14 protein-coding genes are annotated in these 15971 nt (G+C 29.4%); 10 read left to right on the top strand and 4 right to left on the bottom strand.

Annotated features, from left to right (window positions below):
• Nucleotides 1-10: 10 nt before the first annotated feature.
• From lipA to VJI77_RS04770, 6 genes are all read left to right on the top strand, one after another.
• Nucleotides 11-865, top strand: a complete 855-nt coding sequence (gene lipA, locus VJI77_RS04795; protein WP_009354854.1) for a lipoyl synthase — start codon at nt 11-13, stop codon at nt 863-865.
• 291 nt (nt 866-1156) lie between these two features.
• Nucleotides 1157-1942 carry a sugar phosphate isomerase/epimerase family protein gene (locus VJI77_RS04790; RefSeq protein ID WP_323988500.1) on the top strand — a complete coding sequence of 262 codons (786 nt, stop codon included), beginning with the start codon at nt 1157-1159 and terminating at the stop codon, nt 1940-1942.
• A 239-nt stretch (nt 1943-2181) separates the two neighbouring features.
• The gene (locus VJI77_RS04785) at nt 2182-3111 is read left to right on the top strand and encodes an alpha/beta fold hydrolase (protein WP_323988499.1); all 930 of its coding nucleotides are present in this window, start codon (nt 2182-2184) and stop codon (nt 3109-3111) included.
• 74 nt (nt 3112-3185) lie between these two features.
• Nucleotides 3186-3893 (top strand): SGNH/GDSL hydrolase family protein, encoded by a 708-nt coding sequence (locus VJI77_RS04780; protein ID WP_323988497.1) that lies wholly within the window; start codon nt 3186-3188, stop codon nt 3891-3893.
• Between the two features lie 30 nt (nt 3894-3923).
• Entirely contained in the window at nt 3924-4538 is a 615-nt protein-coding gene (locus VJI77_RS04775) for an SAP domain-containing protein (RefSeq protein ID WP_323988496.1), read from the top strand.
• A gap of 329 nt (nt 4539-4867) precedes the next feature.
• A complete protein-coding gene (locus tag VJI77_RS04770) occupies nt 4868-6178 on the top strand; it encodes an NCS2 family permease (protein WP_293439533.1) in 1311 nt (436 codons plus the stop codon).
• 72 nt (nt 6179-6250) lie between these two features.
• On the opposite strand, the gene VJI77_RS04765 is transcribed toward VJI77_RS04770, so the two are convergent.
• From VJI77_RS04765 to VJI77_RS04755, 3 genes are read right to left on the bottom strand one after another with little or no spacing between them, the layout of a single operon-like run.
• Nucleotides 6251-7975 carry an NADH-dependent [FeFe] hydrogenase, group A6 gene (locus VJI77_RS04765; RefSeq protein WP_323988494.1) on the bottom strand — a complete coding sequence of 575 codons (1725 nt, stop codon included), beginning with the start codon at nt 7973-7975 and terminating at the stop codon, nt 6251-6253.
• Nucleotides 7976-7984: 9 nt separating this feature from the next.
• Nucleotides 7985-9565 (bottom strand): NADH-ubiquinone oxidoreductase-F iron-sulfur binding region domain-containing protein, encoded by a 1581-nt coding sequence (locus VJI77_RS04760; protein WP_323988492.1) that lies wholly within the window; start codon nt 9563-9565, stop codon nt 7985-7987.
• Between the two features lies 1 nt (nt 9566).
• Nucleotides 9567-10034, bottom strand: a complete 468-nt coding sequence (locus VJI77_RS04755; RefSeq protein ID WP_009354357.1) for an NADH-quinone oxidoreductase subunit NuoE family protein — start codon at nt 10032-10034, stop codon at nt 9567-9569.
• A 284-nt stretch (nt 10035-10318) separates the two neighbouring features.
• On the opposite strand from VJI77_RS04755, the gene VJI77_RS04750 reads away from it, so the two are divergent.
• The 3 genes from VJI77_RS04750 (at nt 10319) to VJI77_RS04740 (ending at nt 13733) form a co-directional block, all read left to right on the top strand.
• The gene (locus VJI77_RS04750) at nt 10319-11434 is read left to right on the top strand and encodes an ABC transporter substrate-binding protein (RefSeq protein WP_323988491.1); all 1116 of its coding nucleotides are present in this window, start codon (nt 10319-10321) and stop codon (nt 11432-11434) included.
• Between the two features lie 112 nt (nt 11435-11546).
• Entirely contained in the window at nt 11547-13139 is a 1593-nt protein-coding gene (locus VJI77_RS04745) for an ABC-F family ATP-binding cassette domain-containing protein (RefSeq protein ID WP_323988490.1), read from the top strand.
• 255 nt (nt 13140-13394) lie between these two features.
• Nucleotides 13395-13733 carry a hypothetical protein gene (locus tag VJI77_RS04740; RefSeq protein ID WP_323988489.1) on the top strand — a complete coding sequence of 113 codons (339 nt, stop codon included), beginning with the start codon at nt 13395-13397 and terminating at the stop codon, nt 13731-13733.
• 71 nt (nt 13734-13804) lie between these two features.
• Here VJI77_RS04740 and VJI77_RS04735 read toward each other — a convergent pair whose 3' ends face one another.
• A complete protein-coding gene (locus tag VJI77_RS04735; RefSeq protein WP_009354878.1) occupies nt 13805-15178 on the bottom strand; it encodes an alanine/glycine:cation symporter family protein in 1374 nt (457 codons plus the stop codon).
• 357 nt (nt 15179-15535) lie between these two features.
• Between VJI77_RS04735 and VJI77_RS04730 the strand changes: the two genes are divergently transcribed.
• The gene (locus tag VJI77_RS04730; protein WP_323988487.1) at nt 15536-15970 is read left to right on the top strand and encodes a hypothetical protein; all 435 of its coding nucleotides are present in this window, start codon (nt 15536-15538) and stop codon (nt 15968-15970) included.
• Nucleotide 15971: the final 1 nt, after the last annotated feature.

Here is a 15971-nt window from a genome sequence, read left to right as displayed (position 1 = left end):
GAGGTGTAATATGCTAAGGAAAAAAGCAGAAATAATGAGAAAGCCTGAATGGTTAAAACTAAAAATTCAGGGAGATAAAAATACAACAGATGTTGAAAGTATGATTGAAGGTTTAAACTTACATACTGTTTGTCATGAAGCAAATTGTCCTAACAAGATGGAATGTTATTCAAGAAGGACTGCAACTTTTATGATTTTAGGGAGAAACTGTACAAGAAACTGTACTTTTTGCAATGTAACAAGACATGCACCTGATCCCGTTGATTTAAATGAACCTGAAAATCTTGCTAAAGCTGTTCAAATTTTAGGATTAAAACATGCTGTTGTAACATCAGTAACAAGAGATGATTTACCTGATGAAGGTGCAAATCAATTTGCAGAAGTTGTAAGACAATGTAGAAAGTACAATCCTGAAACTACTATAGAACTTTTGATTCCAGATATGTCAGGAAGAAAAGAATTAATGGATATAATCTATGAAACAAAACCAGATGTTTTAAACCATAATGTTGAAACAATTCCTGCATTTTATCCAAAAGTTAGACCTGCTGCAAACTTCCAAAGAAGTTTGGAGGTATTAAGATATGCAAAAGAATGTGGTCTTAAAACAAAATCAGGACTTATGGTGGGCTTTGGAGAAACTGAAGAACAAGTTGTTGAAGTTTTCAAAGCACTTAGAGATGTTGGATGTGATATGGTAACTGTGGGACAATATTTGCAACCTACAAAATTCCATATAGCTGTTAAAGAATATGTACATCCTCAACAATTTGATAGATATAGAGATATAGCTTTTGATATGGGATTTTTGAGAGTAAACTCAGGTCCGTTGGTAAGAAGTTCATATCATGCAGAATCACTTTAATTTTTAAACTCATTTTTACAATTGTAAAAATGAGTTTTTTTTATAAAATATATAAAGTAATTTACTTATTATATAGTTATTACAAATTGTTGACAAAATTTTTTTAAAAGTATAGAATATCTTTAATATCAATAATCTATATTAAAATAATATAGAGAAAATGTTTTTGAAAGAAACTCTAATAATATAATAAATCAATTATCAAGAGTTTTATTTGGATAGAAATTTTAATGTACATAAAATAATAAAATAGTAATGGAAGTTTAAAAAGTTATGTAGATGGGGTTAGTTATGATAATAGGATTAAAAATTGAAAAAATAGAATATTTATTTGATAAAGAAATGGTAAATTTACTTCTTAATATGGGTATAAAACATTTTGAAATTCAGATAAAGAATTCTGACATAGATAGCTACTATTTTTCAAAGGATTTTGTAAAATTTGTTTCAGAATTAAAAAAAAATAATAATATTAGTATTAGTTATCATGGAACTTTAGGGCTCAATTTCATTGAGAAAGTTAACAGATTAAAAATGACATCTTTTGATATATTAAGAGATTTTTTGAATTTATGTGATAAAACTTCTGCTAAATGGTTGACATTACATATTGGAGAGTGTGGATCTGGAAGAACAAAAATGACTGATAGGATTGAGTTGTTAATTGAAGATTTTAGAAAATTTTATGAAAATAATAAATTTTTGACACCTATTGGTATTGAAAATTTACCATATCAAAAAAATGGTAAGTTGTTATTGGGGGATGATTTTAGAGATATAAAAAAAATAGTGGATAGAGTTAAAGATTTTAAATTTTTATTTGATTTAGGACACTATAATGTAGCATATTATAATGACAATTTGAATGAACTCTACAATTATATTATCGGGGTTCATATTCATGATAATAATGGAGATATAGATTCGCATAAAGAGTTAGGAACAGGAACTGTGAATTATGAATTTATTATTAGAAACATATTAAAATTAAATTCAGAAGTTCCTTTTGTAATTGAATATAGAGATTTTGATATTGATAAAATTAGAAGAACTGTTAAAAAGTTAAAAGAAATATAGAAAATTAGAAGGGAATTTTTTGATATTACAATTATACAAGATATTTTCTTTTTTATATATTTTCTCTTATAACAGTTATGTCATAATATTGTAAAAATAAGTTTTTTATTGTGAAACAACAAGGTTCTCGGGCACCCACCCGATGCAAAGCATCGAGGAAGGGTGGGGTTCTTATAAATACTATATTTATTAAGCAATTTGTGGTAAAATAAATATATATTGTGGTTACGGGGTGTTTTATGAAAGAATTTTATATATATTCAAGTCTTGACAATAAAAAATTATGTTGTGTCGATTTTTCTGAAAATTTAAAAAATCCGAAAATAGTTCTGCAAATTTGTCACGGAATGGCTGAACATATAAGAAGGTATAAAGACTTTGCTCTGTTCTTGGAAAAACATGGAATCAGAGTTTTTGGAATGGATAATAGAGGGCATGGGAAAACTTGTGAAGACGAAGAAGAAAAAGGTCATATTGCTGATAAGGAAGGTAATATAAAACTTGTCGAAGATGTTTACGACCTTAATAAATATATAAAAGAGCAATTTCCTAATAAAAAAGTTGTAATATTTGGACATAGTATGGGCTCAGTTATAGTTAGAAATTTTTTAAATAAATATTCTGACTCGGTTGACGGAGCAATAATTTGTGGAACGACTGAACAATATGGAATGAAACACAGATTTGCAATGTTATTAGCTAGAATTTTATCGAGAAAAAATGGAACTAAAAAAAGTGAATTTGTAAATAGACTTGGCTTTAAAGGATATAATTCTAGAATTAAAAATAAAAATACAGATTTTGATTGGCTGACAAGAGATGAAAAAGTTGTTGATAACTATATTTTAGATAAAGATTGTGGTTTTCTTTGTACAAATACTTTTTTTCTAGATTTGTTGACTTTAATAAAAGAAGCATCTAATAAAAATAATATTGAAAAAATAAAGAAAAAATTACCGATTTTATTTATTTCAGGTAAAGCTGATCCTGTTGGTGGTTATGGAAAAGGAGTTTTAAAGGGCTATAGAAAATATAAAAAAGTCGGATTAAAAAAGATAAAAATAAAACTTTATGCACAAATGCGTCATGAAGTTTTAAATGAAATTGATAAAGATAAAGTTTATCTTGATATCTATAAATTTTTAGAGAGCATATACGAAGAAAATTAAAGCTAAATTTATGGGGAAGTTAGAGTAATATTACTCCTCTTTAGTTTTAACTGCTATTTATTGGAGGTAAATCAATGAAAGTAGTTTGTATAGGAGATAGTCTGACTTATGGGAATGTAGGATATTCTTATTTTTATTTTTTATATAATTATATGGGATATGACTACATAAATAAGGGTAAAAACGGGGACAGCTTGAGAGGAATGTTTAGTAGGCTGAAAAAAATTGTTGATAATCCTAATACTGATTCCGACCTCTATGTTATAGGTATTGGAACAAATGATATTCTTTTGCCATATTTAAGAGATAGCTCTCCATTTTGGTTTTTACTAATGAGTTCACGTTGTAAAATAAAGAGATGTATCGAAGATGATGAAACATTTTATCAAGAATATAATGAACTTTTGAATTTTCTTCATGAAAAAAATAAAAAAGTTATTATTTTTGGGATGCCATTTATAAACTTAGAAAATTTTCCTGATGAAAAGTTAGTAAAGAGAAATAAAATGATAGAGACTTTGGCTGAGAAATATAATTATTCCTTCATCGATATCTATAAATTGCAAAAAGAAAAAATTCAACCTGATAATCGTGTATATACTTGGAAATACAGATTTTTATTAAGAGTTTTTGACTCTATAATTATGACTTTAGTTCCAATAAGCAAAAACTATTTTACAAAAATTAGAGCTTTAACTACAACTGTTGACGGAGTTCATTTTAGTTATGAATCAGCAAGAATTTTGGGTATAGAAATAGAGAAAAATATATATTACATTTAATGTAAAGATGATTTTTTAGGAGGAAAAACATTGAAAAAAAGACCAGAGTTTCAAGAAATTAAAAATTTTGAAGAATTTTGTAAATATTATTGGTATCGTGAAGAACTTTCTCAAATATGTAAATTACTAGGTTTAGAATATAGAGGGACAAAACAAGAACTTAATTGTACTATTGAGGAGTATTTTAAAGGAAATATCATTAAAAAGTCAGTAATAAAAAAAGAAAAGAAGAAAGTGGAAAATATTACCTTAGATACTCCATTACTTGAGTGTGGTTTTTCCTTTAATACAAAATTTAGAGAATACTTTTCTAGCTTAACAGGTGTTTCACCATTTAAATTTAATGCTGATATGGCTACATCTTGGAGAAAAGTAAAAAAAGATAAAGACTTGAATTTTACAATTCAGGATATGTTAAATGTGTATTATGGAAAATCGGATTATGCAAAGTATGATAATTCAGTTTGTGAATGGAATCAATTTTTAAAAGATTTTTGCTCTGATAAATCTAGTTTAGACTATTCGAATAAGTTAAAAGTTGCTTCTATTCTTTGGAAAGAGGTTAGAGATTCAAAAAACGAGAAAAAATATTCGAAAAAATTGTTGGATAAATATTCTGATAAAGTAGAGGAATATCGAAAATAAATACCTACTAATTAGACTAATAAAGGAATATTAATTGGGAAAGATGTATTATTCTTTTTTGAAAATAAAATGAGAATATTAGCTAATAAATAGATATTGACAAAAGAATTATTTACTGTTATTATATTGATGTGATATTGATAACTCAAAGAGAAAGTGCACATAGGGTTCCGAAGATTTTTCTTGCAGGTCCAAGCTGTGCAGGTGCTATGCACTACACCTAAGGGAGAAAAGCCCAGAAGGTAGGTTTCGCTTGAAGCCTACTTTTTGGGCGTTTATTTTTTAAGAGTTATTTTTGTTTTTTGCAAAAAAATTTTTTAGGAGGAATTATGAGCACGTTTTTTGAAAACTTTTTTAAACTCAAGGAACACAAAACAACTGTTAGAACAGAAATTTTAGCAGGTATTACCACATTTATGACTATGGCGTACATATTAGTTGTAAACCCTACAATTTTATCCGAGGCAGGAATGGATAAAGGAGCAGTATTTACAACAACAGCAATCGCATCATTCATAGGAACAGTTATAATGGCACTACTTGCAAATTATCCATTTGCATTAGCGCCAGGGATGGGTTTAAATGCTTACTTTGCTTATACTATAGTAATTGGTAAAGGATACAGTTGGCAATTTGCTTTAACTGCTGTTTTATTAGAGGGTATTGTATTTTTAATTTTAACTTTTACAAAAGTTAGAGAAATGATTGTAAATGCTATGCCATATTCACTTAAACAAGCAGTAAGCGCAGGAATTGGTATTTTTATAGCATTTTTAGGATTGTATCAAGCTGGACTTGTTAAACAAGGACAAGGAATACCTCTTGACTTAGGGACAATTACAAGTACTACTTCATTAATTACAATTTTTGGTATTTTATTTACTATTTTCTTACTTGTAAAAAAAGTTCCAGGTGCAATTCTATTTGGGATGTTAGCCACTACAGCAGTGTCAATAATTTGTGGAGTTTCTGAACTTCCAAAGGCAATTATAGGTAAGCCATCAAGCATAGCTCCTATATTTATGAAATTTGATTTTAGCAAAGTTTTATCAACTGAAATGTTTGTAGCTCTTTTTGCTTTTCTGTTTGTTGATTTATTTGATACAGTAGGAACTTTAGTAGGAGTTGCATCAAAGGCTGATATGTTAGACAAAGATGGAAATTTACCAAAAGCAAGACAAGCTCTTTTTGCAGATGCTATAGGAACAACTGCTGGAGCAATGTTAGGAACTTCAACGGTAACTACATTTGTTGAAAGTGCAGCGGGAGTTGCAGAAGGCGGAAGGACAGGACTTACTTCAATAGTTACAGCTATTCTTTTCTTATTGGCTTTGATTTTCCAACCTATTTTTGCAGTAATTCCTACTTATGCAACATCTTCTGCATTAATTGTAGTTGGATTATTTATGATTACTGGAATTAAGAAAATTGATTTTGAGGATTATACAGAAGCACTACCTGCATTTTTAACTATTATTATGATGCCTCTATCATATTCAATAGCAAATGGAATTGTTTTTGGGATAGTTTCATATGCTGTATTAAAATTAATCTCAGGTAGAGGAAAGGAAGTTTCCCCGGTAGTATATATTTTAGCTTTACTATTCATATTAAAATTTGTAGCAGAAGCATTTATGTAATAAATATTAAGAAAAAAGGATTGAAATTATAATTTCAATCCTTTTTAGTTTAAGTTTTATTAAATTTAATTCCTATTTTCCATAAGTTGTGTGAAGTAGATGATGTGCTCTTTCTCCACCAGGTTCTCCCAAATATTCATTGTATATTTTTTGAATTGAAGGGTTTTTATAGGATAATCTAATTGTCTTATTTCTGTCTTCACTGTGGATACCATGCATTCTTTTTTCAATAATATCTGTATCTCCATGTATGAAAGGTTGACCACCACCAGCAATACAACCTCCAGGACAAGCCATTATTTCTATAATATCATAGGATTTTTCTTTGGATTTAATTGAATTTAAAAGTTTTCTAGCATTTCCTAAACCGCTTACAACAGCAGCTCTAATCTTTTTACCTTTTATTTCAATTTCTGCTTCTTTAAATCCTCTTAAATCTTTTAATTCAGTATATTCTAAATTTTGAAGATCTTCACCTGTAATCATATTATATGCAGTTCTAAGAGCAGCTTCCATAACACCACCAGTTGAGCCAAAAATTACACCAGCTCCTGATGATTCTCCCATAATACTATCAAAGTCTGATTCATCCAGATTAGGAAAATCCATAGAACAATCTTTGATCATATGTGCAATTTCTCTTGTGCTCAATACATAGTCAACATCGCTTAAGCCTTTATTACTAAGTTCTGGTCTTGCTGATTCGTATTTTTTAGCAACACAAGGCATAACTGAAACTACCACTATATCCTTAGGATTTATATTCATTTTTTCTGCAAAATATGATTTTGCGACTGAACCGAACATTTCATGTGGTGATTTACAAGATGAAGGAATATGTAGCATCTCAGGAAAATTATTTTCAATGAAATTTACCCAGCTTGGGCAACAGCTTGTCAAAATAGGAAGATTCTCTCCCTTTTCAAATCTTGTAACAAATTCTTTTGCTTCTTCCATTGTAGTTAAATCAGCTGCAAAATCTGTATCAAAAACATAGTCAAAGCCAATATTTCTAAGTGCTGTTACCATCTTTCCAGTAACAACTGTTCCAGGTTCCATTCCAAACTCTTCTCCCAAAGCAACTCTAACAGCAGGTGCAGTTTGAACTATAACAGTTTTTGTCTTATCCATTAGAGCTCTAGTAACTTGTTGTATTGAGCTAACTTCTGCAAGAGCTCCTGTAGGACAAACACTTAAGCATTGACCACAAAAAGTACAGTTTGTATTTATCATAGGTTCATCAAATTCAGTTCCTACTACAACAGGGAAACCTCTACCTACATCTGTTAAAGTTCCAACAGTTTGGACTTCGTTACACATAGTTTCACATCTTTTACAAAGTACACATTTGTTAGGGTCTCTAATAAGAGAAAGGGAAGAATTATCTAAAGGAAAATTAATTCTTTCTCCGGTAAACCTAATTGTTCTAATATTTGCAAGCCAAGCTAAATCTTGTAATTCGCAGTTCCCACTCTTAGAACATACTAGACAATCAGTAGGGTGATTTGATAGTAATAATTCAATATTAACTTTTCTTGAACGTATAACTCTATAAGTATCAGTTCTTACATCCATTCCTTCTTTTACAAGTGTATCACAAGCAGGAACCAATGTGCCTTTATCCATAAGTTCAACAAGACAAACTCTACAGTTTGCATCTCTATTTATAAATCCTAGACCTTTCATATCCATGTGGCAAAGAGTCGGGATTTTTATATTAATTTTTTTAGCAGCTTCAAGTATTGTAGTACCTTTTTCAACTTGAACATCTTGTCCATTAATTTTTAAATTAACCATAATTACCTCCTATCTCAAGATGATTGCCTTAACAGGACATTTTTCGAGACAGTTATTACACTTGATACATTTGCTTGTATCGATAACATGTCTTTCTTTTCTTTCGCCCTCAATAGCATCAACAGGACATTGTCTCTTACACAATCTACAACCGATACAATTTTCTGTAATGTAATATTGAAGAAGGTCTTTACAAACATGAGCATGACAACTTTTTTCTTTAATATGAGTTTCATATTCATCTCTAAAATAATGCATTGAGCTTAAAACAGGAGTAGTTGCTGTTTTTCCAAGACCACATAAACTTGTATCTGTAATTACTTCCGAAAGCTCTTGGAGTAAGTTCAAATCTTCCATTTCGCCATTTCCTGAGGTAATTCTTTCTAAAATTTCTAAAACTCTTCTATTTCCAATTCTGCAAGGTGTACATTTACCACAAGATTCATCAACTGTAAATTTCATAAAGAATTTTGCAATATCAACCATACAGTCATCTTCATCCATAACAACCATACCACCTGAACCCATAATTGAGCCTATTCTCGCAAGTGAAATAAAGTCCACTTTTGTATCAAATAATCTCTCAGGAATACAACCTCCTGACGGGCCTCCGGTTTGGACTGCTTTTATTTTTTTATTGTTAGGGCAACCACCACCAATATCAAGTACAATCTCATTTATAGTTTTTCCCATAGGAACTTCAACAAGTCCGGCATTAACAACTTTTCCAACCAATGCAAAAACTTTTGTTCCTGGAGAATCTTCCGTACCAATAGACTTAAACCAATTAGCACCATTATTTATTATCAAAGGAATATTTGCAAAAGTTTCAACATTATTTAAAACTGTAGGATATTCAAAAAGTCCTCTCTCAGTCGTTCTATAAACTTTTGATTTAGGCATACCTCTTTTTCCTTCTATTGATTTTATAAGAGCAGTACCTTCTCCACAAACGAAAGCACCAGCGCCTAATCTTATTTGTAAATCAAAAGAAAAATCAGAGCCCATAATGTTATCGCCTAATAAATTGTATTTTTTTGCTTCCTCAATTGCATGAGTAAGCATTTTAACAGCCTTAGGATATTCCGCTCTTACATATACATAACCTTTACTAGCGCCAATTGATCTCGCAGCTATAGCCATACCTTCAATTACAACATGTGGATCTCCTTCGAGGATAGATCTATCCATATATGCACCTGGATCGCCTTCATCAGCATTACAGATTACGTATTTAATTTCTGCATCTTGTCTAAAAGCTCCTTCCCATTTTCTTCCAGTAGGGAATCCGGCTCCGCCTCTACCTCTTAGATTTGAATCTTTTACTATGTCAATAATATCTTTTTTCTCTAAGTTGAAAATTGCATTTTCAAGGGCATAATAACCACCCATTGCTATGTATTCTTCAATATCTAAAGGATTTATAATATCATAATTTTTTAATGCTAGGCGGGTTTGTTTTTCAAAAAAATCTCCTCTTAATCTTATTCCTTTATCATCAACTATGTATTTTTCATCTTGTGATTTGATTTCCAACATTTCAGGATATTTTTTATTCTTTATTTTGTCTAAGTTTTTTATATATCCCATACTAAACCTCCTTTGCCTCTGCTAAGATATCTCTTATGTCATTCTTTGAAACATGAGTATAAACTTTATCGTTAACAGTAACTATAGGGGCATTTGCACAATCGCCGACACATCTTGTTTCAATCAATGAAAACAATAAATCATCTGTTGTTTCACCAACCTTGATACCTAAAAGATTGGAAAATTCATCTAATAAATTTTCTGCTCCTTTTACATAACAAGCTGTACCCATACATACTGAAATAGCATATTTTCCCTTTGGAACTAAACTAAATCTTGAATAAAATGTAACAACTCCATAAATTTCAGAAGCGGGAACATCTATTCCTTTTGAAATTATGTAAACAACTTCTTTTGGAATATATCCATAGAGATCTTGAGTTTTATGCAAAATTTCAATTAAATCTGAAGATTCTTTGCCTTTAATGTATTCTTTAATTTCACTAAAGCAATTACAATTATTACACATCTTTTACCTCCTAAATTACATAAATTTTTGCTCTGTAATGGAATAATATTTTTATAGAACATAACCAATTACAACTTTATTATAACATACTAATTGATAATATGTAAAGAGCAATTGTATTGTTGAAAATTTTAAAGTTGAAAAAACTTATTTATAATTATTCTCAAAATAAAATAACGTTAGATGATTTTGATAATAAATTTTATATTTTTTTGATTTTAATTTTCATATCTGTTATAATTACATTGTAAGAATATTTATTTTGTTTTTATAAGGAGGATATTTTGAAAAAATTTTTAAGTATTTTATGTTTATGTGCTATTTTATTGACAGCTTGTTCACCAAAAAATAAAAATACAGAACAAACAAGGATTGAAGAACAGCAAAAAGAAGATACAGGAACACATGATGTTGTAGATCATGCAGGTAATACAGTAAAAGTTCCGAATAATATAAAGAGAATTGTAATAGATCAAGTTCCAATAGTTTCAACATATGTATCATTCTTTAATGGGAAGGCACCGCATATTGTTGGATATGCAGGAGATTTTAAAAATACCATATCTAAAACTGTATTAAAAAATATGGCACCAGAACTTGAAAATGTTGCGGAAACCGTTCAAGGACAAAGTGATTTAAATGTTGAAGAAATTGTGAAATTAAAACCGGATGTTATATTTTATAATGCAAATAATAAAAAACATGCAGAAGAGCTTAAAAAGACAGGAATTCCAATCATAGGTTTTGCAACTGTTGGATATGATACTCCAAATGATTCACTAATAAGATACAAAGAATGGTTAAAACTTCTAGAAGATGTCTTCAATGAAAAGGGAAAGATGAATGATTTTATTTCCTATGGAGACAATCTAATTTCTGAAGTAAAAGAAAAAATCTCTAAAATAGATGAAAGCAAGAGACCAAATGCGATGATTATGTTTAAGTACCTAGACGGAATTCTTCAAGTTGCAGGTAAGGGAACATTTGGAGATGCTTGGCTTAATAACTTAGGGGTAAAAAATGTTGCAGCAGAAGAAAAGGGTTTTGCTAAGATTAACTTTGAACAATTATACAAATGGAATCCTGATATTCTATTCTTAAGTGGACCTGGACATATAAAACTTAAAACTAAGGATATAGTTGAAAACAAGGTAGATAAAGCAGACTTTTCGCCATTAAGTGCAGTTAAAAGTGGAAAAGTATATAATACAAATCTTGGAATGTGGAATTGGTTTACACCAAATCCTGATGCTCCACTAGCTTTTGCTTGGCTTGCAACTAAGGCATATCCGGAAGAATTTAAAGACTATCCATTAAAAGAAAAGATAAAAGAATACTATAAGAAATTTTATAATTATGAATTAACTGATGACGAAGTAGAACTTATGTTATCTTTATAGAAATGAGCGTTTAGATACGCTCTTTTTATTTTAAGTTGATTATTTAAACAAAATATAGTATAATCTAACTTATGTTTAATTGAATTAAGTAATATTATTATGAGGTGAGAAAATGATTAGTGTAATAGATTTAAGTTTGAGTTTTCAAGGGCAAAAACTTTTTGATGATGTAAATTTATCTTTTACTCCGGGAAATTGTTATGGAGTAATTGGAGCAAATGGAGCTGGGAAGTCAACTTTTCTTAAGATTTTAGAGGGAAGACTTGAACCAGATACCGGAAGTGTTTCTATAAAGCCGAATACTCGTATGAGTTTTTTGGAACAAGATCACTTTAAGTTTGAAGATGAAAAAGTAATTGATGTTGTAATAATGGGAAATGCTCGTTTAATGGAAATCATTAGAGAAAAAGAAGCTATTTATGCAAAAGAGGATTTTTCAGATGAGGACGGAATTTTAGCTTCAGAGCTTGAAGCTGAATTTGCAGATATGGACGGCTGGAGTGCAGAGGCAAATGCTTCTTCTCTTTTACAAGGTTTAGGTATTGGAACTGAATTACACGAGAAAAAGATGAGTGAGCTTTCAGGTAAGGAAAAAGTTAAAGTTTTACTTGCAAAGGCGCTTTTTGGAAATCCTGAAATTTTAATACTTGACGAACCTACAAACGACTTGGATATCAAGAGTATTTTATGGCTTGAAAATTTTCTTATGGACTATGAGGGAACTGTTATTGTAGTTAGCCACGACAGATATTTTTTAAATAATATTTGTACTCATATGGTGGATATTGATTTTAGAAAGATTAAAATTTTTGTCGGAAACTACGATTTCTGGTATGAATCAAGTCAACTTGCAGCACAGATGTTAAAAGACCAAAACAAGAAAAAAGAAGATAAAATTAAGGAATTACAAAACTTTATCGCAAGATTCTCTGCAAATAAGAGTAAATCAAAACAAGCTACAAGTCGTAAGAAATTACTTGATAAAATTCAAATTGAAGATATTCAACCTTCTACAAGACGTTATCCTTTTGTAGGTTTTGAAATGGAACGAGAAGTTGGAAATCAAATTTTGGAAGTTAATGAAATTTCAAAAACAATTGAGGGAAGACTTGTTTTGGACAAAGTTTCATTTATGGTAAATAAAAATGATAAAATTGGTTTTATAGGAGATGAACTTGCAATTACAACACTTTTTAAAATTCTAGCCGGAGAGATGGAAGCTGATAGCGGAAGCTTTAAATGGGGAGTTACAACTTCAAGATCTTATTTTCCAAAAGACAATACAGAATTTTTCAAAGATACTCCATATAATTTGATTGACTGGTTAAGACAATTTTCAACAGAGCAATCTGAAATTTATATTAGAGGATTTTTGGGAAGAATGTTGTTCTCGGGAGATGAAGCATTAAAACCTGCTCAAAAACTTTCTGGGGGAGAAAAAGTTAGAATGATGTTATCATATATGATGCTTAAAAGTTCTAATGTTTTAATCCTTGATCAACCAACAAATCATTTGGATCTTGAAAGTATAATCAGTTTGAATAACGGACTTAAGGCATTTAAGGGAAATATTTTATTTGCAAGTCATGATACTGAATTTATGAATACAATCGCAAATAGAATTATTCATATTGAAGAAAATGTATTTGAAGATAGACTTATGACTTATCAAGAATATATTGATAGATTCGTTGAAGGTCAATAATTAAAATAAATAAATTTAAAGAGAAATCCGAGTATGAGAACTCGGATTTTTTTGAGATTAAGACATAATTGTAACATTTTACAAAAATATGATGATAATTTATAGAAATATTTGTAATAATGTTTCTAAAGTGCTATACTAAAGGTCATTTAAATTATAGTTTTATTTTATATGAGTATTAGAAAACTACTCAAAATTTTGTTTCATTACTAATACTGTAATCCAATTAAAACTATTATTTAAGGAGGAGATAGAATGTCTACAGAAAATATTATAAATGAAAATAAAGTAGAGAATGAAGAAGATAAAACTAGTCAAAATAACGAAGTTGGAACTAAGTCTAATAATAAATCTACTTTTTTAAAAACTTTAGGTTATATTTTTTTATTTATAGTTTGGTCAATATTTTGTCTTTTTTTACGAGCATGGAGTGTTGTAGCCGGATTGCCTTATGATTCAATTGAATTTCGTGAAAAAGCACCTGTTTTATTAGCAGTTACAACTTTTGTATACTATGCAACTCCAATAATATGGATTTTTGTTCCGATTATAGTTATACTTTCTATAATTGTAAAAACACCTGATAAAAAGTAGAAAATTTTTATAGTATGAAAAAATCCGAGTATGAAAACTCGGATTTTCTTTTTAATAAATTTTATAGAAGGCTATCTTGCCTTATCTTTTAAGTAAAATTCTCCTTCAGTATGGAAAAATTCATCTTTAGCTTTTTTAATCTTTCCACTCATAAAGATTAGTCCTATCATATTAGGAATAACTACAAGGCCTAATGTTAAGTCTAGGAATACTCCAGCATGTTTAAATGAAAGTTTAGCAGCTACAATTATCATAATAGTTGCAACAAATCTCATAATTTTACCAACTTTTGTTCCAAATAAATATTCTGCAAGTTTTTCTACATAGAATACTATTACGATTATTGTAGAAAGAACAAATAAGAATAATGAAATTGAAACAACTATACTACCAATATTTCCAAAAATTGAATTAAATGCTCTTTCAACAGCGATTGATTGGTATTCAGGATTTTTCCATATTCCTGTTGTTAAAACTATAAGTGCAGACATTGTACAAACAATTATTGTATCAACAAATACTTCAAAAACTCCCCACATACCTTGTCTTGCAGGATGATCTGTAATTGCAGTTGAATGTGCATAAGGTGCAGAGCCCATTCCCGATTCATTAGAGTAAACACCACGTGCAACTCCATTGGTTATTGCTTTTTTTACAGCCCAACCTGCAGCACCACCAGCAATTGCTTTAGGATTAAAAGCACCAACAAAAATCATCTTAAAGGCTTCAGGAACTTTATCTATATTAATAGCAAGAACTATAAATCCGAAGATTAAGTAAATTAATGCCATAAATGGAACTAACATTTCAGTTACTTGACCAATTCTTTTAATTCCACCATAAACTACCAATATTACTAAAAGGAATACAAGTCCTATAGCAATATATCTATGAACTCCTAATTGTTCCAAAGGACCTGTTGCAGCAAGAGTTTGAACAGTAATTGAAGGTAAAATTTCAATCATAAAGAAAAATGCTACAAGTGAACCTAAAATTTTCCCTGCTTTTCCACCGATACCATGTTGTAAGTAGTAACAAGCTCCACCAACATACTCGCCTTCTTCATTTTTTTGTCTATAAAGAATACCGAGTACAATTTCACCAAATTTTGTTGCTTGACCTACTATGGCAGTAATCCACATCCAAAGTATAGAACCTGGACCTGCTATAAAAATAATTGAAGGTACAACCACTATATTTGCAGCACCGATAGATGATGCAAGGGCTGCAGTTGCTGCTTGGAAAGGTGAAACAGTTCCTTCTCCAGATTTGTTTTTACTAAACATTTTTCCGAAAGTTTGTTTCATTATATAAGGAAAATATCGAATTTGAAAAAATCCTAACCTTATAGTTAAAAAAATCCCGCCACCCACTAACAAAATCAAAAGTGGAGGCCCCCAAAGCCAATCTGCAAACTTGGACAATACTGAAATTAATGAATCCATAAAAAATTCCTCCTTATTCAATTTCTGAAAAGCACTATACTGTAATAATGTTTTCCTTAATTATATTATACAACTTTAATCATAAGGAACAGGGACATAAAGTGAGAATAGTTTTGTAAATCTTTGTAAATTAAAAAAGTAAATTTTAAGAAAAATCTTAATTTTCATTGATAAAAATAAATTTATTGTATTTATTAGTTGAATTGATTTTACACTAAAAATGTATAATAATATCCTTTATCAAAATATATACTAAATAATTTGTCTTTAAGACAAAGAGTAAAAAGTGGATATTGAATACAATTAGGACGTATAGTATAATAATGTATAGATTAAAGAATTAAGGGGACTTTTATTATGTCTAATTTTTTTAGATATTATTTGATAGGATTTAAAATCATATGGCAACATAGTATTACAAGAAATGCTATGATATTTCTTTTTATTGCTTTTTTGATTATAATATTTCGTAGAATTTCAATAGCACTTCGAAGTGGAGGAAGTGTTTTTAGACCTTATCATATTTCAAATGGAAATTTTTATATACACAATGCTTTCTATTTTTTAAATAGAGTTATACCTTTAAAAAAGATAAGATCAATTGAAGTTGACAGAATTAGGTCTGTAAGACTAAATGGAAGCAGATATATGCTAACTATTGAACTTAAAAATGGAAAGAGGACAGCCTTTTTTTTCGGTAGAGATAAAGCAAGTGATGAATTGGTAAGAAACTTAAAACAGGATACTAAAAGGTATAATATTAAAATTCATACTATTAATTTTGATAAGTAAA

Source organism: Parvimonas sp. D2, assembly GCF_035282635.1.
Lineage (GTDB): Bacteria > Bacillota > Clostridia > Tissierellales > Peptoniphilaceae > Parvimonas.
Note: the sequence above shows the minus strand (reverse complement) of the source record. Positions and strands in the feature narration are given on the sequence as shown.